This window comes from Pseudomonas fuscovaginae SE-1, from assembly GCF_000364705.1.
Classification (GTDB): domain Bacteria; phylum Pseudomonadota; class Gammaproteobacteria; order Pseudomonadales; family Pseudomonadaceae; genus Aquipseudomonas; species Aquipseudomonas fuscovaginae_A.
Genome location: NZ_AQOH01000015.1, coordinates 30,672 through 51,135 on the forward strand (window position 1 = coordinate 30,672; position 20,464 = coordinate 51,135).

At 64.1% G+C, this 20,464-nt stretch carries 17 protein-coding genes; 12 read left to right on the forward strand and 5 right to left on the reverse strand.

Features of this window, described 5'->3' with window-relative positions; all coding sequences use genetic code 11:
- The first annotated feature begins 20 nt into the window (after positions 1–20).
- From prpC to prpF, 3 genes are all read left to right on the forward strand, one after another.
- Positions 21–1,148, forward strand: a complete 1,128-nt coding sequence (gene prpC, locus K675_RS0102270; protein ID WP_017901888.1) for a bifunctional 2-methylcitrate synthase/citrate synthase — start codon at positions 21–23, stop codon at positions 1,146–1,148.
- A 245-nt stretch (positions 1,149–1,393) separates the two neighbouring features.
- The gene (gene acnD / locus K675_RS0102275) at positions 1,394–3,988 is read left to right on the forward strand and encodes a Fe/S-dependent 2-methylisocitrate dehydratase AcnD (RefSeq protein ID WP_017901889.1); all 2,595 of its coding nucleotides are present in this window, start codon (positions 1,394–1,396) and stop codon (positions 3,986–3,988) included.
- A 102-nt stretch (positions 3,989–4,090) separates the two neighbouring features.
- A complete protein-coding gene (gene prpF, locus K675_RS0102280; protein WP_017901890.1) occupies positions 4,091–5,281 on the forward strand; it encodes a 2-methylaconitate cis-trans isomerase PrpF in 1,191 nt (396 codons plus the stop codon).
- 148 nt (positions 5,282–5,429) lie between these two features.
- Here the strand turns inward: prpF and ppsR are convergent, their stop codons facing one another.
- Complete coding sequence (gene ppsR, locus K675_RS0102285; RefSeq protein WP_017901891.1) at positions 5,430–6,248, reverse strand: posphoenolpyruvate synthetase regulatory kinase/phosphorylase PpsR; 819 nt, start codon at positions 6,246–6,248, stop codon at positions 5,430–5,432.
- A 176-nt stretch (positions 6,249–6,424) separates the two neighbouring features.
- Between ppsR and ppsA the strand changes: the two genes are divergently transcribed.
- The 8 genes from ppsA to K675_RS0102325 all read left to right on the forward strand — a co-directional run bounded on the left by ppsA (position 6,425) and on the right by K675_RS0102325 (position 14,501).
- Positions 6,425–8,794, forward strand: coding sequence for a phosphoenolpyruvate synthase (gene ppsA / locus K675_RS0102290; RefSeq protein ID WP_026144853.1), 2,370 nt, complete (start codon positions 6,425–6,427; stop codon positions 8,792–8,794).
- A gap of 132 nt (positions 8,795–8,926) precedes the next feature.
- Complete coding sequence (locus K675_RS0102295) at positions 8,927–9,916, forward strand: alpha/beta fold hydrolase (RefSeq protein ID WP_017901893.1); 990 nt, start codon at positions 8,927–8,929, stop codon at positions 9,914–9,916.
- Between the two features lie 155 nt (positions 9,917–10,071).
- Positions 10,072–10,563: a ribonuclease E activity regulator RraA gene (rraA, locus tag K675_RS0102300; RefSeq protein WP_017901894.1), complete on the forward strand. Its 492-nt coding sequence runs from the start codon at positions 10,072–10,074 to the stop codon at positions 10,561–10,563.
- Positions 10,564–10,593: 30 nt separating this feature from the next.
- The gene (locus tag K675_RS0102305) at positions 10,594–11,589 is read left to right on the forward strand and encodes a zinc transporter ZntB (protein ID WP_017901895.1); all 996 of its coding nucleotides are present in this window, start codon (positions 10,594–10,596) and stop codon (positions 11,587–11,589) included.
- Between the two features lie 64 nt (positions 11,590–11,653).
- Positions 11,654–11,902 (forward strand): hypothetical protein, encoded by a 249-nt coding sequence (locus K675_RS0102310; RefSeq protein WP_017901896.1) that lies wholly within the window; start codon positions 11,654–11,656, stop codon positions 11,900–11,902.
- Positions 11,903–11,906: 4 nt separating this feature from the next.
- On the forward strand, positions 11,907–12,731 hold the full coding sequence (locus tag K675_RS0102315) for a mechanosensitive ion channel family protein (RefSeq protein ID WP_026144854.1): 825 nt from the start codon (positions 11,907–11,909) through the stop codon (positions 12,729–12,731).
- 92 nt (positions 12,732–12,823) lie between these two features.
- Positions 12,824–13,414 (forward strand): RNA polymerase sigma factor SigX, encoded by a 591-nt coding sequence (sigX, locus tag K675_RS0102320; protein WP_026007354.1) that lies wholly within the window; start codon positions 12,824–12,826, stop codon positions 13,412–13,414.
- Positions 13,415–13,520: 106 nt separating this feature from the next.
- Positions 13,521–14,501: an OmpA family protein gene (locus K675_RS0102325; RefSeq protein ID WP_017901898.1), complete on the forward strand. Its 981-nt coding sequence runs from the start codon at positions 13,521–13,523 to the stop codon at positions 14,499–14,501.
- A gap of 62 nt (positions 14,502–14,563) precedes the next feature.
- On the opposite strand, the gene K675_RS0102330 is transcribed toward K675_RS0102325, so the two are convergent.
- From K675_RS0102330 to K675_RS0102345, 4 genes are all read right to left on the reverse strand, one after another.
- Positions 14,564–16,234 carry a bifunctional protein-serine/threonine kinase/phosphatase gene (locus K675_RS0102330; RefSeq protein WP_017901899.1) on the reverse strand — a complete coding sequence of 557 codons (1,671 nt, stop codon included), beginning with the start codon at positions 16,232–16,234 and terminating at the stop codon, positions 14,564–14,566.
- A gap of 7 nt (positions 16,235–16,241) precedes the next feature.
- Positions 16,242–17,453, reverse strand: coding sequence for a nitrate/nitrite transporter (locus K675_RS0102335; protein WP_017901900.1), 1,212 nt, complete (start codon positions 17,451–17,453; stop codon positions 16,242–16,244).
- A 228-nt stretch (positions 17,454–17,681) separates the two neighbouring features.
- A complete protein-coding gene (locus K675_RS0102340; RefSeq protein ID WP_017901901.1) occupies positions 17,682–18,257 on the reverse strand; it encodes an ANTAR domain-containing response regulator in 576 nt (191 codons plus the stop codon).
- Positions 18,258–18,271: 14 nt separating this feature from the next.
- On the reverse strand, positions 18,272–19,483 hold the full coding sequence (locus K675_RS0102345; RefSeq protein ID WP_017901902.1) for a CmpA/NrtA family ABC transporter substrate-binding protein: 1,212 nt from the start codon (positions 19,481–19,483) through the stop codon (positions 18,272–18,274).
- Positions 19,484–19,787: 304 nt separating this feature from the next.
- Here K675_RS0102345 and K675_RS0102350 point away from each other — a divergent pair, with 304 nt between their 5' ends.
- The gene (locus K675_RS0102350) at positions 19,788–20,456 is read left to right on the forward strand and encodes a helix-turn-helix domain-containing protein (RefSeq protein ID WP_017901903.1); all 669 of its coding nucleotides are present in this window, start codon (positions 19,788–19,790) and stop codon (positions 20,454–20,456) included.
- Positions 20,457–20,464: the final 8 nt, after the last annotated feature.

A 20,464-nucleotide genomic window follows, 5' to 3' on the forward strand; every position in this document is an offset into this window, starting at 1 on the left:
ACAAGAATTTGGAGAAAGCAATGGCTGAAGCAAAAGTATTGAGCGGTGCCGGCCTGCGCGGCCAGGTCGCCGGGCAAACCGCCCTGTCCACCGTGGGCCAGGCCGGTGCCGGGTTGACCTACCGTGGCTATGACGTACGTGAACTGGCCGCCGAGGCGCGCTTCGAGGAAGTCGCCTACCTGCTACTGTACGGCGAGCTGCCCAACGCCACCGAGCTGGCGGCCTACATGGGCAAGCTGCGTACCCTGCGCGACCTGCCACAGGCGCTGAAAGAGGTGCTCGAGCGCATTCCGGCCGAGGCCCACCCGATGGACGTGATGCGCACCGGCTGCTCGTTCCTGGGCAACATCGAACCCGAGGGCGACTTCTCCCGCCAGCATGAAACCACCGACCGCCTGCTGGCCGCTTTCCCGGCGATCATGTGCTACTGGTACCGTTTCAGCCATGAAGGCAAGCGTATCGACTGCGTGACCGACGAGGAGTCCCTGGGCGGGCATTTCCTGCACCTGCTGCATGGCAAGGCGCCGAGCGAGCTGCACCGCAAGGTCATGGATGTGTCGCTGATCCTCTACGCGGAGCACGAGTTCAACGCCTCGACCTTTACCGCGCGGGTTTGTGCCTCGACCCTGTCCGACCTGTTCTCCTGCGTCACCGCGGCCATCGGCTCGCTGCGCGGCCCGTTGCATGGCGGCGCCAACGAGGCGGCGATGGAGATGATCGAACGTTTCGGCTCGCCCGAGGAGGCCATCGAGGGCACCCTCGGCATGCTGGCGCGCAAGGACAAGATCATGGGCTTCGGCCATGCGATCTACAAGGACAGCGACCCGCGCAACGAGGTGATCAAGGGCTGGTCGAGAAAACTCGCCGATGAAGTCGGGGATACCGTGCTGTTCCCGGTGTCCGAAGCCATCGACAAGACCATGTGGGAGCAGAAGAAACTGTTCCCCAACGCCGACTTCTACCATGCCTCGGCGTATCACTTCATGGGTATCCCGACCAAGCTGTTCACGCCGATCTTCGTCTGTTCGCGCCTGACCGGCTGGGCGGCGCATGTGTTCGAGCAGCGTGCCAACAACCGCATCATCCGTCCGAGCGCCGAGTACACCGGCGTCGAGCAGCGCAAGTTCGTGCCAATCGAGCGTCGCTGACTGGAGGGCGCGAGCCTTACCTGAGGCCTGCCTGTCACCTCGGACTGTGGCGAGGGGGCTTGCCCCCGCTGGGTTGCGCAGCAACCCCGAGTCCAGGCGATGCGTTCTCCCCGTGAGCACGCGCCGCCTGGTTCTGCGACGGCTCTGCCGTCGAGCGTGGGCAAGCCCACTCGCCACGGATGAGTACCAGGGGGCTCCGAGGGCCTGCACCTGCCGTTGACCTTACCGTGATCGAGTCCCAGACCATGAATAGCCAATACCGTAAACCGCTGCCCGGCAGCCACCTGGACTTCTTCGATGCCCGCGCGGCGGTCGATGCGATCCAGCCCGGAGCCTATGCCACGTTGCCCTATACCTCCCGGGTCCTGGCCGAGAACCTGGTGCGTCGCTGCGAGCCCGCGACGCTGACCGATTCCCTCAAACAGTTGATCGAACGCAAGCGCGACCTCGACTTCCCCTGGTTCCCGGCCCGCGTGGTCTGCCACGACATCCTCGGCCAGACCGCCCTGGTGGACCTGGCCGGTCTGCGCGACGCCATCGCCGACCAGGGCGGTGATCCGGCCCAGGTCAACCCGGTGGTGCCGACCCAACTGATCGTCGACCACTCGCTGGCGGTGGAGTGCGGCGGTTTCGACCCGGATGCGTTCGCCAAGAACCGCGCCATCGAGGACCGCCGCAACGAAGACCGCTTCCACTTCATCGACTGGACCAGGAAGGCGTTCAAGAACGTCGACGTGATCCCGCCGGGCAACGGCATCATGCACCAGATCAACCTGGAGAAGATGTCCCCGGTGATCCAGGCGCGTGACGGCGTGGCCTTTCCCGACACCTGCGTCGGCACCGACAGCCACACCCCGCATGTCGATGCGCTGGGCGTGATCGCCATCGGTGTCGGCGGCCTGGAAGCCGAGAGCGTGATGCTCGGTCGTGCTTCCTGGATGCGCCTGCCGGAGATCGTTGGCGTCGAGCTGACCGGCAAGTTGCAACCGGGTATCACCGCTACCGACATGGTGCTGGCGCTGACCGAGTTCCTGCGCAAGCAGAAGGTGGTCGGGGCCTATCTGGAGTTCTTCGGCGAAGGCGCCAGTGCGCTGACCCTGGGCGACCGCGCGACCATTTCCAACATGGCCCCGGAGTACGGCGCCACGGCGGCGATGTTCTACATCGACCAGCAAACCATCGATTACCTGAAGCTCACCGGCCGTGAAGACGCACAGGTGCAACTGGTCGAGACCTACGCCCGCGAGAGCGGCCTGTGGGCCGACAGCCTCAAGGGCGCGCAATATGAGCGCGGCCTGCGGTTCGACCTGTCGTCGGTGGTGCGCAACATGGCCGGGCCCAGCAACCCGCACGCCCGCGTCGCCACCAGCGACCTGGCGGCCAAGGGCATTGCCGGGCAGTGGAGCGAAGTGCCGGGGCAGATGCCCGACGGCGCGGTGATCATCGCCGCCATCACCAGTTGCACCAACACCAGCAACCCGCGCAACGTCATCGCCGCCGGCCTGCTGGCGCGCAACGCCAACCGGCTGGGCCTGACCCGCAAGCCGTGGGTCAAGTCGTCGCTGGCACCCGGTTCCCGGGCGGTGGCGCTGTACCTGGATGAAGCCGGGCTGACCGACGAGCTGGAACGGTTGGGCTTTGGCGTGGTGGCCTTCGCCTGCACCACCTGCAACGGCATGTCCGGTGCGCTGGATCCGGTGATCCAGCAGGAAATCATCGACCGTGACCTCTACGCCACGGCCGTGCTCTCGGGCAATCGCAACTTCGACGGGCGCATCCATCCGTACGCCAAGCAGGCGTTCCTGGCGTCCCCGCCGCTGGTGGTGGCCTACGCGATCGCCGGCACCATCCGCTTCGATATCGAGAAGGACGTGCTGGGCCGGGATGCCGAGGGCAAGGAAATCCGCCTCAAGGACATCTGGCCGAGCGACGAGGAAATCGACGCGATGGTCAAGGCTTCGGTCAAGCCGGAGCAGTTCCGCAAGGTCTATACGCCGATGTTCGCCATTCAGGAGGACAACGGGCCGAAGGTCGAGCCGCTCTATGACTGGCGGCCGATGAGCACCTACATCCGCCGTCCGCCGTACTGGGAGGGCGCCCTGGCCGGAGCGCGGTCGCTCAAGGGCATGCGCCCGCTGGCGGTGCTGCCGGACAACATCACCACCGACCACCTGTCGCCGTCCAACGCCATCCTGCTGGACAGCGCGGCCGGCGAGTACCTGGCGAAAATGGGCCTGCCGGAAGAGGACTTCAACTCCTACGCCACGCACCGTGGCGACCACCTCACCGCCCAGCGTGCCACCTTCGCCAACCCGAAACTGTTCAACGAAATGGTCCAGGAGAACGGCAAGGTCAAGCAGGGTTCGCTGGCGCGGGTCGAACCGGAAGGTCAGGTCATGCGCATGTGGGAAGCCATCGAGACCTACATGGAGCGCAAGCAGCCGCTGATCATCATCGCCGGTGCCGACTACGGCCAGGGTTCGTCCCGCGACTGGGCGGCCAAGGGCGTCCGGCTGGCGGGGGTCGAGGCGATCGTCGCCGAAGGCTTCGAACGCATCCACCGCACCAACCTGGTCGGCATGGGCGTGCTGCCGCTGGAGTTCAAGCCGGGCACCGATCGCAAGACCCTTGGCATCGACGGTACCGAGACGTTCGACGTGATTGGCGAGCGTATGCCGCGGGCGACCCTGACCCTGGTCATCCAGCGCAAGAACGGTGAACAGGTCGAAGTACCGGTGACCTGCCGCCTGGACACCGCTGAAGAGGTGTCAATCTACGAGGCTGGCGGTGTGCTGCAGCGTTTTGCCCAGGACTTCCTGCAGTCCGCTGTCGTCGGCTGACGGCAAACCCGATCGTTCCCACGCTCTGCGTGGGAACACAGCCCTTGACGCTCCGCGTCAACGGTTGACCCCATTCATGTCTTGGATCGTGCAGGAGATGTCATGACCCACGCCGCACAAATCAGAATCCCCGCCACCTACATGCGTGGCGGCACCAGCAAGGGGGTGTTCTTCAACCTCAGCGACCTGCCCGAGGCCGCGCAACTGCCCGGTGCGGCGCGTGATGCGCTGTTGCTGCGGGTGATCGGCAGCCCCGATCCCTACGAAAAACAGATCGACGGCATGGGCGGGGCGACTTCCAGCACCAGCAAGACGGTGATCCTGTCGCGCAGCATCAAGGCCGACCACGACGTCGACTACCTGTTCGGCCAGGTGTCGATCGACAAGCCGTTCATCGACTGGAGCGGCAACTGCGGCAACCTGTCGGCGGCGGTCGGTTCGTTCGCCATCAGCGCCGGCCTGGTGGACGCCGCGCGGATTCCGCGCAATGGCGTGGCGGTGGTGCGGATCTGGCAGGTGAACATCGGCAAGACCATCATCGCCCATGTGCCGATCACCGACGGCCAGGTGCAGGAAACCGGCGATTTTGAACTCGATGGCGTGACCTTTCCCGCCGCCGAGGTGCAGCTGGAGTTCATGGACCCGGCGGCCGAGGAAGAGGGCGCGGGCGGCTCGATGTTCCCGACCGGCAACCTGGTGGACGACCTGGAAGTACCGGGTGTCGGCACCTTCAAGGCGACCCTGATCAACGCCGGGATTCCGACGATCTTCGTCAATGCTGCGGATATCGGCTACACCGGCACCGAGTTGCAGGGCGATATCAATGGCGATCCCGAGGCCTTGGCGCGTTTCGAGACCATTCGTGCCCACGGGGCGTTGCGCATGGGGCTGATCGGCCATCTCGACGAAGCGGCCAAGCGCCAGCACACGCCGAAGGTGGCCTTCGTCGCGCCGCCGGCCGGTTATACCGCGTCGAGCGGCAAGGCCGTGGTGGCGGGTGATGTGGACCTGCTGGTGCGGGCGCTGTCGATGGGCAAGCTGCACCACGCGATGATGGGCACCGCGGCAGTGGCCATCGGCACGGCGGCGGCGATTCCCGGCACATTGGTGAACCTGGCGGCGGGCGGCGGCGCGCGGGGTTCGGTACGTTTCGGTCATCCGTCGGGAACGTTGCGGGTCGGTGCCGAAGCGACTGAGGTCGACGGCGAGTGGACCGTGATCAAGGCCGTCATGAGCCGCAGTGCGCGGGTATTGATGGAAGGCTGGGTGCGGGTGCCGGGCGACGCTTTTTAGGTCGCGTGGTGGCAGGGCGGGCCTCTTCGCGGGCAAGCCCGGCTCCTGCATGATGGGGGTCGTATGCGGGGCTGCGGATCACCCCGTCCCGGTAGGAGCCGGGCTTGCCCGCGAAGAGGCCCACCCTGCCACCACACCTTTCGGATCCTTACTTGAACCGCCGCTCCACACCCTTCTCCACGAGGATCTTCGCCGAAATCTCCTCCACGGAAAAATGCGTGGAGTTGATGTGCGGGATGTTTTCCCGACGGAACAGGTTTTCCACCTCGCGCACCTCGAATTCGCACTGGGCATAGCTCGAGTAGCGGCTGTTGGGCTTGCGTTCGTTGCGGATGGCGGTCAGGCGGTCCGGGTCGATGGTCAGGCCGAACAGTTTGTGCTGGTGGGCGCGCAGGGCCGTCGGCAACTGCAGGCGTTCCATGTCTTCCTCGGTCAGCGGGTAGTTGGCCGCGCGGATGCCGAACTGCATCGCCATGTACAGGCACGTCGGCGTCTTGCCGCAGCGCGACACGCCGACCAGGATCAGGTCGGCCTTGTCGTAGTAGTGGGTGCGGGCGCCGTCGTCGTTGTCGAGGGCGAAGTTCACCGCCTCGATCCGCTCCATGTAGTTGGAGTTGCCGCCGATGGAGTGGGACTTGCCCACCGAGTAGGAGGAATGCTCGCTCAGCTCCTGCTCCAGCGGGGCGAGGAAGGTGGAAAAGATGTCGATCATGAAACCATTGGACGTGGCGAGAATCTCACGAATGTCCTGATTGACGATGGTGTCGAAGATGATCGGGCGGTAACCGTCCCGCTCGGCGGCGCTGTTGATCTTCTGGACCATGGCCCGGGCCTTGTCCACGCTGTCGATGTACGGTTGCGTGGATTTGGCGAAGGTAATGTTCTCGAACTGCGCCAACAGGCTTTGACCCAGGGTTTCGGCGGTGATGCCGGTGCCATCGGAGATGAAGAAAGCAGATCGTTTCATTTGCACCTTGGGCCTTAAGCTGATGACGATTCTTGGATATGATAGGCAGGATTTGCCGGCCTGGAATGGCTGGCATTCTCACTTATTTTCCAGGTCCAGGCCACAGAGCGGATCGACCAGCCATTTGAAATGGCCCGCCCTGAGCTTCATCCAACACAGTCAGTGGAGAGATCACCTTGGTAGAGTACGTAGTTTCCCTCGATAAGCTCGGCGTCCATGATGTGGAGCACGTAGGGGGCAAGAACGCATCCCTTGGCGAGATGATCAGTAACCTCGCGGGCGCCGGCGTGTCGGTTCCCGGCGGCTTTGCCACTACGGCTCAGGCGTATCGCGATTTTCTCGAACAGAGTGGCCTGAACGACCGCATCCACGCCGCGCTGGACGCACTGGACGTCGATGACGTCAACGCCCTGGCCAAGACCGGCGCACAGATTCGCCAGTGGATCATGGAGGCCGAATTCCCCGAGCGCCTCAATGCCGAGATTCGCGCCGCTTTCGCCGCGCTGTCGGCCGGCAACCCGGACATGGCCGTGGCCGTGCGCTCCTCGGCGACCGCCGAAGACCTGCCGGATGCCTCCTTCGCCGGCCAGCAGGAAACCTTCCTGAACATCCGTGGCGTGGACAACGTCATCCGCGCGGCCAAGGAAGTGTTCGCCTCGCTGTTCAACGACCGCGCCATTTCCTACCGCGTGCACCAGGGCTTCGACCACAAGCTGGTGGCCCTGTCGGCCGGCGTGCAGCGCATGGTCCGTTCGGAAACCGGCACCGCCGGCGTGATGTTCACCCTCGACACCGAGTCGGGCTTCCGTGACGTGGTGTTCATCACCGGCGCCTACGGCCTGGGCGAAACCGTCGTGCAGGGCGCGGTCAACCCGGACGAATTCTACGTCCACAAGAACACCCTGAGCGCCGGCCGCCCGGCGATCCTGCGCCGCAACCTGGGCAGCAAGGCGATCAAGATGATCTACGGCGACGAGGCCAAGGCCGGTCGTTCGGTCAAGACCGTCGAGGTCGACAAGGCCGATCGCGCGCGTTTCTGCCTGACCGACGCCGAAGTCAGCGAGCTGGCCAAGCAGGCGATGATCATCGAGAAGCACTACCAGTGCCCGATGGACATCGAGTGGGCCAAGGACGGTGACGACGGCAAGCTGTACATCGTGCAGGCCCGCCCGGAAACGGTGAAGAGCCGCGCCAGCGCCAACGTCATGGAGCGCTACCTGCTCAAGGAAAAGGGCACCGTGCTGGTCGAGGGCCGGGCCATCGGCCAGCGCATCGGCGCCGGCAAGGTCCGCATCATTCGCGACGTGACCGAGATGGACAAGGTCCAGGTCGGCGACGTGCTGGTCTCCGACATGACCGACCCGGACTGGGAACCGGTGATGAAGCGCGCCAGCGCCATCGTCACCAACCGCGGCGGCCGTACCTGCCACGCGGCGATCATCGCCCGTGAACTGGGCATTCCTGCGGTGGTCGGCTGCGGCAACGCCACCGAGCTGCTCAAGGACGGCCAGGGCGTGACCGTGTCCTGCGCCGAGGGCGACACCGGCTACATCTTCGAAGGCGAGCTGGGCTTCGACATCAAGAAGAACTCCGTCGACGCCATGCCGGAGCTGCCGTTCAAGATCATGATGAACGTCGGCAACCCGGACCGCGCCTTCGACTTCGCGCAACTGCCGAACGCCGGCGTGGGCCTGGCCCGCCTGGAGTTCATCATCAACCGCATGATCGGCGTGCATCCCAAGGCGCTGCTGAACTACGCCGGCCTGCCGCTGGAGATCAAGGAAAGCGTCGACAAGCGCATCGCCGGCTACGACGACCCGGTCGGCTTCTATGTCGAGAAGCTGGTCGAGGGCATCAGCACCCTGGCCGCCGCGTTCTGGCCGAAGAAAGTCATCGTGCGCCTGTCGGACTTCAAGTCCAACGAATACGCCAACCTGATCGGCGGCAAGCTCTACGAGCCGGAAGAAGAAAACCCGATGCTGGGCTTCCGTGGCGCCTCGCGCTACATCAGCGAGTCGTTCCGTGACTGCTTCGAGCTCGAGTGCCGTGCCCTCAAGCGCGTGCGCAACGAGATGGGCCTGACCAACGTCGAGATCATGGTGCCGTTCGTCCGGACCCTGGGCGAAGCCAGCCAGGTGGTCGAGCTGCTGGCGGCCAACGGCCTGGCCCGTGGCCAGGACGGCCTGCGCGTGATCATGATGTGCGAACTGCCGTCCAACGCGATCCTGGCCGAGGAGTTCCTCGAACACTTCGACGGTTTCTCCATCGGTTCCAACGACCTGACCCAGCTGACCCTGGGTCTGGACCGCGACTCGGGGATCATCGCGCACCTGTTCGACGAGCGTAACCCGGCGGTGAAGAAGCTGCTGTCCAACGCCATCCAGGCCTGCAACAAGGCCGGCAAGTACATCGGCATCTGCGGCCAGGGCCCGTCGGACCACCCGGACCTGGCGCGCTGGCTGATGGAGCAGGGCATCGAAAGCGTCTCCCTGAACCCGGACACCGTGCTGGAAACCTGGTTCTTCCTGGCCGAAGGCCAGGCGTAAGTCCGAGAGAGGGTACCGGCGTCCAGGCGCTGCCTGATCCCCTGTGGGGCGGCAGGCGCCGAGGTCGCTCGGTACCTTGTGTCATATGGGGCGAAGCCGCACAGGCATCGCCCTTTTTTGTGCAAGAGCCTTATGCAAAGCAGCAGTGATCTTTTTCCGGTGGCTTTGCTCAGCGCCGAGCGTCGTGGCGATCTGAGCGAAGACGTCTATCGTTTGAAACCGGGCAACAGTCCCGATGCCTCGGTCGAGCTGGCGGTGACCCGCCTGGGCATGGCCGACGAACCGCAGGCCCGTGGCGTGCCGGTCATTCTCCTGCACGGCAGTTTTTCCAATCGGCGTTTCTGGTTTTCGCCCAAGGGGGTTGGCCTGGGCGCTTATCTTGCGCGCGCCGGATTCGATGTCTGGGTGCCGGAAATGCGTGGTCATGGCCTGTCCGTGCGCAACCAGGACTATCGCAAGAATCGCGTCGCCGATTACGCCCGTTATGACCTGCCGGCAATCGCGGCGTTCGTTCGGGAACAGAGTGGCCAGATTCCTCACTGGATCGGCCATTCCCTGGGCGGCACGACCCTGGCGGCGGCTCTCGGCGGCCAGCACCTGGGAGCGCCCGCCGTGGCTTCGGCCGCGCTGTTCGGCAGCCAGGTCAGCCGTACCTACTGGCCGCTGAAGATTCCGGTGGTGGAGTGGAGTGGGCGTTTTCTGCTCAAGCGCTTCGCCCACCTGTCCGGCTCGCGTCTCAAGCGCGGCCCGGAGGACGAGCCGATCGGCCTGGCCCTGGAAAGCATGCGCTGGTACGGCCTGTTCGGCCGCTTCGGCGACAAGGAGCGCAATTGGTGGGAGGGCCTGGCGGAGGTCGACGTGCCGGTGCTGGCGGTGAGCGCCGAGGGCGACCGGCAGGATCCGGCCTGGGCCTGTCGCAAGTTGTTCGAGCAGATCGGCTCGCCGCTCAAGCGTTTCATCTGCCTGGGGCGAGCGGCCGGTTTCAGCTCGGCATTCGGGCATGTGGAGATGCTGGTGAGCAAGCCGGCCCAAACCGAGGTGTGGCCGCTGGTGGCGGACTGGTTGCGCGATCAGCAGGCTTTTATGGCGCCTCAGTCAGGCGAGGTTCAGCAAGCGTCCTGAGAAGGGCATTCCGCTTCAGGGACGTTGCGGCTAACATATGACGCATTGAGCATTTCTGGTCATTGTCTAAACAATCGGCCGGGTAGAGCGTTTCTTCAGGAGATGCCGGGAAGGATTGGCACCTCGATTGCGGTCTCATCTACAGGAGTTTGTCCATGAACCATTACGTCACTCCCGACCTGTGCGATGCCTATCCCGAACTGGTGCAGGTGCTCGAGCCGATGTTCAGTAACTTTGGTGGTCGTGACTCCTTCGGCGGCGAGATCGTGACCATCAAGTGTTTCGAGGATAACTCCCTGGTCAAGGAGCAGGTCGAGACCGATGGTCGCGGCAAGGTCCTGGTCGTCGATGGTGGGGGGTCGCTGCGTCGCGCGCTGCTCGGGGACATGCTGGCCGAGAAGGCGGCGAAGAATGGGTGGGAAGGTCTGGTGGTCTATGGCTGCATTCGCGACGTCGATGTGATCGCGCAGACCGATCTGGGCGTACAGGCCCTGGCCAGCCACCCGATGAAGACCGACAAGCGCGGAATCGGTGACTTGAACGTGAATGTCACTTTCGCCGGCGTCACGTTCCGCCCGGGCGAGTACGTTTACGCGGACAACAACGGAATTATCGTCTCGCCCAGTGCGTTGAAGATGCCTGAGTAATTTTTTCGAAAGTCGACCACAGGGGTAGGGATGTTCGAGGAAGACAACGCGCAGTGGGGGCTGGTCCATGCCCTGGTTCTCGATGGTAGGGGTGGTGCGCGCTCGATTGCTCGGACCGAGCTGGATGACCTGCAGTTGCAGCCGGAGGAAAGCCTCTGGCTGCATTGGGATCGCAGCCATCCGCAGACCCGCACCTGGCTGCGCCATTCCAGCGGCCTGAGTGAGTTCAGCTGCAATCTGCTGCTGGAGGAGAACACCCGCCCGCGCCTGCTGCCGCTACCGGACAGCGAATTGCTGCTGTTCCTGCGCGGGGTCAACCTCAATCCGGGGGCCGAGCCCGAGGATATGGTCTCGGTGCGGATCTTCGCCTCGGCCCGCCAGGTGATTTCCCTGCGCCTGCGCCCGTTGCGGGCCACCGATGAGTTGCTGGCGCAACTGGAGGAGGGGCAGGGGCCGAAAACCGCTTCCGAACTCATCCTGTACATTGCCCAGCACCTGACGATGAAGGTCCAGGATCTGGTCGGCGAACTCTCGGAAGTGGTCGATGCCGAGGAAGAAAAGGCAGATTCCGACGAACGGTATTGTCCCGAGCACGGAGCGGTTCTGCAGATCCGTCGTCGGGCCGCCGGACTGAAGCGTTTCCTGGCTCCGCAGCGGGACATCTTCGGTCAACTGACCCGGATCCGCTTACCCTGGTTCGCCGATGACGATGCCGACTACTGGAACGAGTTGAACAACAGCCTGACCCGCTACCTCGAGGAGCTCGAACTGACCCGCGAGCGCGTGGGGCTGCTGCTTGACGCCGAGGACCGGCGCCTGAACCAGCACATGAACAAGATCATGTACCGCTTCGGGATCATCACCGGGATCTTCCTGCCGATGAGCTTTCTCACCGGCCTGCTGGGGATCAACGTCGGCGGAATTCCGGGGTCGCAGGACCCCTATGGTTTTGTCATCGCCTGCCTGCTGATCGTCGCCGTGGCGCTCGGGCAGTGGTGGCTGTTTCGTCGTTTGCGCTGGTTCTGAAGGATGTTGCATGTGACCCGGAAAAATCCGATCGCGTCTTTTCAAGACATCCCGAGAGGTGCTTATGCACGATCCGTTTGAACAGTCTCTGCGCGACATGCTCAAGGCCTCGCCGTCCACTCCCCGTGACGACGATGCGTGCCTGGGGCGTGTGCTGAAAACCGCCAACCGCCAGGTTGGCGCGGGTGATCTCTTCAGTCTGCTGGGGCGCTGGCTGCAGGCGCTGATGATCGCCCTGAACAATGGATCGGCCCATGTGATGCCGGTTTCTCGTCGTACCCCTGGTTCCCGCTCTGCGGATAAGGCTGATTGAAAATATGGAACTTGATCTCTGGACTCGGAGTCTGGTGACGGCGATGACAGCGTTGTGGACGAAGGTCGCGAACTTCATCCCGAACCTGTTTGGCGCCCTGGTCGTGGTACTGCTGGGCTTCGTCGTGGCGAAGCTGCTCGATACCCTGCTGTCCAAACTGCTGGCCAAACTGGGGCTGGACCGCCTGATGGCCGGTACCGGCCTGACCAAGCTGCTTGGTCGGGCGGGCATCCAGGTGCCGATCTCGACGCTGATCGGCAAGATCGTCTATTGGTTCATCCTCCTGATTTTCCTGGTTTCCGCGGCGGAGTCGCTGGGCCTGGAGCGGGTTTCGGCAACGCTCGACATGCTGGCGCTGTACCTGCCCAAGGTGTTCGGTGCGGCGCTGGTGCTGCTGGTCGGCATGCTGCTGGCGCAACTGGTCAATGGCCTGGTGCGTGGTGCCGCCGAAGGAGTGGGCCTGGATTACGCCAGTGGCCTGGGGCGCGTGGCCCAGGGCCTGGTGGTGATCATCAGTATTTCGGTGGCGATCAGTCAGTTGGAGGTCAAGACCGACCTGCTGAACCACGTGATCGTGATCGTGCTGATTACCGTCGGTCTGGCCGTGGCGCTGGCCCTGGGCCTGGGCAGCCGGGAAATTGCCGGGCAGATCCTGGCGGGCATCTATGTGCGCGAGTTGTATCAGGTTGGGCAACAAGTGCGAGTTGGCGAGGTCGAAGGGCAGATCGAAGAGATCGGCACGGTTAAGACCACATTGCTGACCGATGAGGGGGAGCTAGTCTCTCTCTCCAATCGGATCCTGCTGGAACAGCATGTGAGTAGCCGCTAATCCGGCAAACCCTGCTAATGTATGCCGCCGCAAAAAAGCCCCCCAGCCTGGGGCGGCGGCGGACATTGACCTGACTGTCGGCAAGACTCGTTTTGAATAAAACCCAATCGCTATCGATGCGTTACGACCCCCGCGAGCTCACCGATGAGGAGCTGGTGGCGCGTTCGCATGCGGAGCTGTTTCACGTGACTCGCGCCTACGAAGAGTTGATGCGGCGCTATCAACGAACTTTGTTCAGCGTTTGTTCAAGGTATTTAGGGAACGATCGTGATGCGGATGATGTCTGTCAGGAAGTGATGTTGAAGGTTTTGTATGGCCTTAAGAACTTTGAGGGTAAATCGAAGTTCAAGACGTGGCTCTACAGCATCACCTACAACGAATGCATTACCCAGTATCGCAAGGAGCGGCGCAAGCGTCGTCTGATGGATGCCCTGAGCCTCGATCCGCTCGAGGAGGCATCCGAGGAGAAGACGCCGGCGCCCGAAGAAAAAGGTGGTCTTGACCGCTGGCTGGTGCATGTGAATCCGATCGATCGGGAGATCCTGGTGCTACGTTTTGTCGCAGAGCTGGAATTTCAGGAGATCGCCGACATCATGCACATGGGCCTGAGTGCTACGAAAATGCGCTACAAGAGGGCGCTTGATAAATTGCGTGAGAAATTTGCGGGCATTGCTGAAACTTAGTTCGACGCAAATACCTCTTACGTTCAGGCAAGTTCTGCTAGACTTGTCGCCGAGTTGTCCCCCGGTTTGGGGACTGATTCACAATCACCAGATGGGGATTTAACGGATGAAACTGAAAAACACCTTGGGCATTGCCGTTGGTACACTTGTAGCCGCAACTTCGTTCGGCGCTCTGGCACAAGGCCAAGGCGCAGTCGAGGGTGAGCTGTTCTACAAGAAGCAGTACAACGACAGCGTCAAGCACGTCGAAGACGGCTACAACCCAGGCGCTTCGCTGGGCTACTTCATCACCGACGACGTATCGGTCAACCTGACCTACGACAAGACCAACCACACCCGTTCGAACGACGGCACCGGCAACCAGAAGCTGGGCGGTGACAAGTTCGGTCTGAAAGGTCAGTACCACTTCGGTACCGTTGGCGATGCGATCCGTCCATACGTTGAAGGCGGCGTTGCCCACGGCAGCCTGACCAACGTTGCTGCTGACGGCCACACCGGTCGTGACCAGTCGACTTTCCTGACCACCGGCGCTGGCGCCAAGTGGTACATCACCGACAACTTCTACGCCCGTGCTGGCGTTGAAGCCGACTACAAGCTGGACAACGGCAAGTGGGACTACGCTGCTCTGGTTGGTCTGGGCGTGAACTTCGGTGGCAACGGCGGCAAGGTTGCTCCAGCACCTGCTCCAGCTCCAGTTGCTCAAGAGCCAGCTCCTGCTCCAGAAGCTCCAGTTGCTGAAGTGGTCAAGGTTGAGCTGGACGTGAAGTTCGACTTCAACAAGGCTGTGGTCAAGCCTAACAGCTACGGCGACGTGAAGAACCTGGCTGACTTCATGAAGCAGTACCCACAAACCACCACCACCGTTGCCGGTCACACCGACAGCATCGGTACCGATGCCTACAACCAGAAGCTGTCTCAGCGTCGTGCTGACGCTGTCAAGCAAATCCTGGTCAAAGACGGCATCTCTCCTGACCGCGTTCAGTCGGTTGGCTACGGTAAATCCCGTCCAGTGGCTGACAACGCTACCGAAGCTGGCCGTGCGATCAACCGTCGCGTAGAAGCTTCCGTTGAAGCCCAAGCTAAGTAATTAGCCTGGTGTTGCGAAAAGCCCGGCTTTTGCCGGGCTTTTCTTTGCCTGCGATTCAACGCTCAGGGTTTCAGCATCCAGAGCAGCAGGGCCAGGTTGGCCAGCAACGACAGCAGCGCCACCGTGCGCCAGACTTTCAGCGGTTCGCGCTCCAGCAGCGGTCGCGGGCGCACGTCCAGCACGTTGCGCTCGCCTTTCTCCAACTCCAGCAGCCATTGCTCGGCCGTCTCGTAGCGTTCCGCGGGATCCACCGTGACCGCCCGATTCAGACTGTGGGCCAGCCATTCGGGGAGGTCCGGGCGGTAACGGGCGGCACTGACCGGCGTACCGAAGCGCGGGCGTTGGAAAGCCTCGATTTCACCGTGCGGGTAATGCCCGGTCAGTAGATGGAACAGGCTGACGCCGACACTGTAGAGGTCCTGACGGACATCCGGCGGCTGTCCGTCGAAGGCCTCCGGTGCGATGTAGCCGGGGGTGCCCGGCAGTTCCGGGCCAGGCTCCGCACTCAGCCCAGGGCAATAGGCCAGGCCGAAATCCAGCAAGCGCAATTCGCCATCGCTGCCCAGGTGCAGGTTTTCCGGCTTGATGTCGCGATGCAGGATATTGCGCCGATGCAGCATGCCGACCGCCTGCAGGGTGCGCCTGGCCAACTCCTGCCACTGCGCCAGCGGCAACGGCCCGAGCTGCCGGAACAGTTCGGCAAGGGTCTGCCCCGGATACTCGCGCATCAGGTAATACAGGTGCTGGCGTTGCGGGGCGGGGTGGACTTCGGGAAAACACCGTCCGGCGACCCGGCGCAGGAACCACTCTTCCAGCAGCAGACCCTGGCCCGCGTCGGGCTCGACATGCCGGCTTTCCGGCAGGGTCTTGAGCAGCCAGGGCTGCTGCTGGGGATCCCGGACCCGATAGAGCAGCGATTGCCGGGTCTGCCTCAGCAGGCTCTCGACCTGCCAACCCTCGAACGGCTGGCCGGGCTTGAGCAGTGGCGGCAATGGCCATTGCTGCAACTGGATCAGGGTATCGCCGAGACTGTTTTCCCCCGGTTTTTCGACCTTCACCAGCAGGGCGCTGGCGTTGTCCTGGCTGCCGGCCAGGTGTGCGGCACTGACCAGGGTCTTCACCGCATCGTTCGGCTCGGGCTGTTCACGCAGGATGCTGGCAATCGCCCCATCGCCGAGGGTGGCCCAGACGCCGTCGCTGAGCAGCACGAAGCTCTCACCCTGGCGCAGTTCGCCATCGAGATAGTCGACCACCAGATGCTGGTCCAGGCCAAGCGCGCGCTTGAGCACGTGCCGCATGTCCGGCTGGTCCCAGACGTGGTCCTGGCTGATCCGCTGCAACTGGTCGCCATGCCAGCGATAGACCCGGCAATCGCCGACATGGGCCAGGGTGAAACGCCGTCCGCGCAGGACCACGGCACTCAGGGTGGTGAGCAGCGGTTGTCCGCCGCCATTGGCCTGCAGCCAGCGGTTCTGCGCCAGCAGCAGGCGGTCCAGCGACTGGGCCACGCCCCAGGTCGCCGGTGTGGCGTAGTAGTCGAGTGCCAGCGCCTGCAGGGTCGCCTGCGCCGCCAGCGCGCCATCGGCGCACTGGCTGACCCCGTCGGCGATGGCGAACAGGTAACCCTTGCTCGCTGCCAGCTCCGGTGCCGGTGTGACCAGACGCACGGCGTCCTGGTTCTCCGTGCGCGGGCCGGTGGCGCTGGCCTGGGCGAAGCTCAGTTGCAAGGCCATCGGCCGCTCAGACCCGGGCCGCGGTCACGGCCGCCGAGCCCCAGGTGGTCCGCCAGCGGCGCTTGACCCCATGCAGTCCGAACCAGGCGAGCAAGCCCAGGCTGGCGAACAACCACAAGGCCAACTGATAGCTGCCGGTGCTCTGCTTGATCGCGCCCATGCCGGCCGCCAGGGCGAAGCCGCCGATGCCACCGGCCATGCCGATCAGCCCGGTCATCACGCCGATTTCCAGGCGAAAGCGTTGTGGCACCAGTTGGAACACCGCGCCGTTGCCGGCCCCGAGGCCGAGCATTGCCAGGACGAACAGCCCCAGGGCGGCATAGGAACTGGGCAGGTTGAAGCCCACGGCGGCGATGCAGGTCGCGGCCACGGCGTACATGCCGAGCAGGGTGCGGATACCGCCGAAACGATCGGCCAGGGCGCCGCCCAGCGGACGCATCAGGCTGCCGCCGAATACGCAGGCGGCGGTGTAGTAGCCGGCAGTCACCGGGTTCAGGGCGTACTGGTCGTTGAAGTAGCCGGGCAGCGCACTGGCCAGACCGATGAAACCGCCGAAGGTTACGCTGTAGAAGAACATGAACCACCAACTGTCGCGGTCACCCAGAGCCTTCATGTAGTCACCCATGGACTTGGCCTTGGGCCGTTGGGGGGCGTTGCGCGCCAGCAGGACGAACACCAGCAGGGTGGCGACCAGCGGAATCAGCGCAAAACCGAAGACGTTGATCCAGCCGAAGGAAGCGGCGAGCAGCGGCGCGATCAGGGCGGCGAACACGGTGCCCGAGTTGCCGGCGCCGGCGATGCCCATGGCCTTGCCCTGGTGCTGTGGCGGGTACCATTGCGAGGCCAGGGGCAGGGCCACGGCGAACGAGGCCCCGGCCATACCGAGGCACAGGCCCAGCAGCAGTGCCTGTTCGTAGCTGTGGATGCCCAGTTGCCAGGCACCCAGCAGCGCCACGATCACGCAGACCTGGCCGATGATCCCGGCGGTCTTGGGCGACAGCCGATCGGCCAGCATGCCCATCAGGAAGCGCAGGACCGCACCGGCCAGAATCGGCGTGGCCACTACCAGCCCGCGTTGCTGGGTGGTCAGGTGCAGGTCGGCGGCGATCTGCACCGCGAGGGGGCCGAGCAGGTACCAGACCATGAAACTCAGGTCGAAATACAGAAAGGCCGAAAACAGGGTTGGGGTATGGCCGGACTTCCAGAAACTTGCATTCATCACGCACCTCAGCGGTAAGAGTCTCAGGGGGGCTATCGCAAGGGGCCGGTGATGCGCCTGCACGGCTGCACCACTGGCCCCCGTTTGCGGGACCGAAACGCAAAAGACGTCGCCACCCGCTGCGCTGGCGCGAAAGGGGTGGGCGACGTCTTTGTCGTAAAGTGGGGCAACCGCCGTTGGTTACCTGCAGGTTCGAATAAGCAAGAGGCGGGCCATACCCGTGGGGCTTCAGCCGAGCAGCTCACTCATGGCGATGATCTGTTCGGCGACCTGGATCAGTTTCTGCTGGCGGCTCATGGCCTGGCGCCGCATCAGGGTATAGGCCTCTTCTTCCTTGCAGTCCTTCATTTTCATCAGCAGGCCCTTGGCCTGTTCGATGCGCTTGCGTTCGGCCAACTGCTGGTCCCGTGCCTGCAATTGGGCACGCAGGGCCTGGTCGCTCTCGAAACGGGCCATGGCCACGTCGAGGATCGGCTGCAGGCGCTGGGCCTGGATGCCTTCGACGATGTAGGCGCTGACCCCGGACTTGATGGCCTGGCGCATCACCCCCGGGTCGTGCTCGTCGGTGAACATCACGATGGGCCGGGGCTGGTCGCGGCTGACCAGCACCACCTGCTCCATCACGTCGCGGCTGGGGGATTCGGTGTCGATCAGGATCACGTCGGGGCGCACGCTTTCCACGCGTGCGGGCAGGTCGATGGTCAGTCCCGACTCGTCGATGACGTCGAAGCCGGCCTCGACCAGGGCGGTTCGCAGACGCCCGACCTTTTTCGCGGTGTCGTTGATCAGCAGGATACGCAGCATCTTCAGTCCTCCGATCAGTGACGGACGAGCACGGCGGGCTCGTCGCTCATGGCGTGCAGCCGGAAGCTGCGGGCATAGCCGGCCGGGTCGCTGCCGTCCCAGACCTGGCCATCGATCAGGCGGCTGCCGCGCATCGCGTCAGGTCCGTGCTCGATGCCCAGCGCGGTGGTGGCCTGGCGATACAGTTGCAGTTGCTGCACCTGGCGGGCGACGCCGAGGTAGTCGGGGTCCTGGCGCAGCAGTCCCCAGCGGCGGAACTGGGTCATGAACCACATGCCGTCCGACAGATACGGCAGGTTGACCGCGCCGGCCGCGTGGAAACGCAAGGCGTGGGGATCCTGCCAGCGTTGGCCGAGGCCGTTCTCGTAGTCGCCGAGCAGGCGCGGCAGGATGTGCTCCAGCGGTGCATCGAGATAGTCGCTGCCACTGAGCAGTTGCGCGGTGCCGCGGCGATTCTCCGGGCTCTGCTCGATGAACCGGCTGGCCTCGAGTACCGCCATCACCAGGGCCCGCGCGGTATTTGGGTATCGCTCGACGAACGCCCGGGTACAGCCCAGCACCTTCTCCGGGTGATCGGGCCAGATCGTCTGGCTGGTGGCGAGGGTGAAGCCCAGCCCCTGCCTGACCGCGCTGTCGCTCCAGGGCTCGCCGACGCAGAAGCCGTCGATCCGTCCGGCGCGCAGGTGCGCGATCATCTGGGGCGGAGGCACCACCACGCTGTTGACGTCGCGCAAGGGGTGAATGCCCTGGCTGGCGAGCCAGTAATACAGCCACATGGCGTGGGTGCCGGTGGGGAACGTCTGGGCAAAGGTCAGCCTTGCGCCATTCTGGTGCGCGTGCCGGGTCAATGCTTCAGGGCTGGTCACGCCGGCCTTCTGCAGGGCCGGCGACAGGTTGATGCTCTGGCCATTCTGGTTCAGCCCCATCAGCACCGCCATGTCGGTGGCCGGGCTGCCGCCGATACCCAGGTGCACGGCGTAGATCAGTCCGTACAGGCTGTGGGCGGCGTCCAGCTCACCGCTGACCAGCTTGTCGCGCAGGCTGGCCCAGGACGGCTGGCGCCTGAGATTCAGGGTCAGGCCGTACGGTTGGGCAAAGCCCTGGGTGGCGGCGACCACCAGCGAGGCGCAGTCGCTCAGGGGCATGAAGCCGAGTTCCAGGCTGGGCTTCTCCGGCGCATCGCTACCGTTAACCCAGGCGAGGGGAGAGACGGGGAGTTCGTTCATCGGCTTTCACTCTTCATAAAAAAACGTCGTACCCGGCCGGTGCCCTGGGCACTGGCGGGTCACGACGTCTTTGTCCTTGCAGCCGGGCCGCCGTTGGCCAGGGTTTTCAGGGTTGTAGCAAGGCATATGCCACTGTCGTCGGCGGCCTTGGGCGGCCATCAGCTTCTCATCATGATCTGTTGCGGCGATCGAGCCATCATCGGTCTCGATTGATCGACAGACAGGTGGAGTGTGCAGGGTGCAGGCTGACGAACGCTTCGCGATGATGTGTCCCGGAGGGCTCTCCGCGCAGCGGGTGTCGTTCATGCGGGCCGGCGATGCCGGGGTATGTCTGTCCCTCGACGAACTCATGGTCTGCTGGTACCTGCCGCCCGGATGGCAGGGTCTGGTAGTGGGGCGCAGTGCGTTGAAAGTGCTCTCCGGAAGCTGGAGCAGCGCGGTGTTGCCCGGCACCTGTCTGGTGAAGCTGCAGGTGTTCATCGACATGGGGGTCGCCTTCGAACGCGATCGCCCGTGCGCGCAGCCCTGGGCCGCCTTGCCGATGCCGATGGCGGCGGGGCGCAGCCGGGCGTGCCTGGAGCGCTGGTACATCGAACGTGCCCTGCGTGACGATCCCGACTACCGGCTGTTCGCCAGTGTCCTGCGCCAGAGTGCGAGCTACTGGCTGGTAAGGTTTCTGCTGGAACAGGGGACCGCCAGTGAAAAACTGATCGGCCTGGCCCGACGCTATGGGGTCTCGGTCTCGCATTTCCGGCGTCTGTGCCATCAGGCGCTGGGGGGCGCGGCGAAGCCGGAACTGCGTGACTGGCGCGCGGCCAAGGCGCTGCTGCGGATGATCCGCGGGGGCAGCTCGCTGACCGACGTGGCACTGGAATATGGCTATGCTTCCTCGTCACATTTCTCCAAGGAGGTGCGCGAGTTGCTCGGCGTCGCCCCCAGCCGGCTGCTCGATATCGTGGAGCAGCCGGATTGAGAGGGCGC

Excerpts from the sequence above, each read along its gene's own strand:
- rraA (WP_017901894.1), top strand. The coding sequence starts at position 10,072 with ATGAACCATTACGTCACTCCCGACCTGTGCGATGCCTATCCCGAACTG.
- K675_RS0102340 (WP_017901901.1), bottom strand. The coding sequence starts at position 18,257 with ATGCTGCGTATCCTGCTGATCAACGACACCGCGAAAAAGGTCGGGCGT.
- K675_RS0102305 (WP_017901895.1), top strand. The coding sequence starts at position 10,594 with ATGTTCGAGGAAGACAACGCGCAGTGGGGGCTGGTCCATGCCCTGGTT.
- ppsR (WP_017901891.1), bottom strand. The coding sequence starts at position 6,248 with ATGAAACGATCTGCTTTCTTCATCTCCGATGGCACCGGCATCACCGCC.
- K675_RS0102295 (WP_017901893.1), top strand. The coding sequence starts at position 8,927 with ATGCAAAGCAGCAGTGATCTTTTTCCGGTGGCTTTGCTCAGCGCCGAG.
- K675_RS0102325 (WP_017901898.1), top strand. The coding sequence starts at position 13,521 with ATGAAACTGAAAAACACCTTGGGCATTGCCGTTGGTACACTTGTAGCC.
- prpF (WP_017901890.1), top strand. The coding sequence starts at position 4,091 with ATGACCCACGCCGCACAAATCAGAATCCCCGCCACCTACATGCGTGGC.
- K675_RS0102315 (WP_026144854.1), top strand. The coding sequence starts at position 11,907 with ATGGAACTTGATCTCTGGACTCGGAGTCTGGTGACGGCGATGACAGCG.
- K675_RS0102335 (WP_017901900.1), bottom strand. The coding sequence starts at position 17,453 with ATGAATGCAAGTTTCTGGAAGTCCGGCCATACCCCAACCCTGTTTTCG.
- K675_RS0102310 (WP_017901896.1), top strand. The coding sequence starts at position 11,654 with ATGCACGATCCGTTTGAACAGTCTCTGCGCGACATGCTCAAGGCCTCG.
- K675_RS0102330 (WP_017901899.1), bottom strand. The coding sequence starts at position 16,234 with ATGGCCTTGCAACTGAGCTTCGCCCAGGCCAGCGCCACCGGCCCGCGC.
- K675_RS0102350 (WP_017901903.1), top strand. The coding sequence starts at position 19,788 with ATGCGGGCCGGCGATGCCGGGGTATGTCTGTCCCTCGACGAACTCATG.
- prpC (WP_017901888.1), top strand. The coding sequence starts at position 21 with ATGGCTGAAGCAAAAGTATTGAGCGGTGCCGGCCTGCGCGGCCAGGTC.
- acnD (WP_017901889.1), top strand. The coding sequence starts at position 1,394 with ATGAATAGCCAATACCGTAAACCGCTGCCCGGCAGCCACCTGGACTTC.
- K675_RS0102345 (WP_017901902.1), bottom strand. The coding sequence starts at position 19,483 with ATGAACGAACTCCCCGTCTCTCCCCTCGCCTGGGTTAACGGTAGCGAT.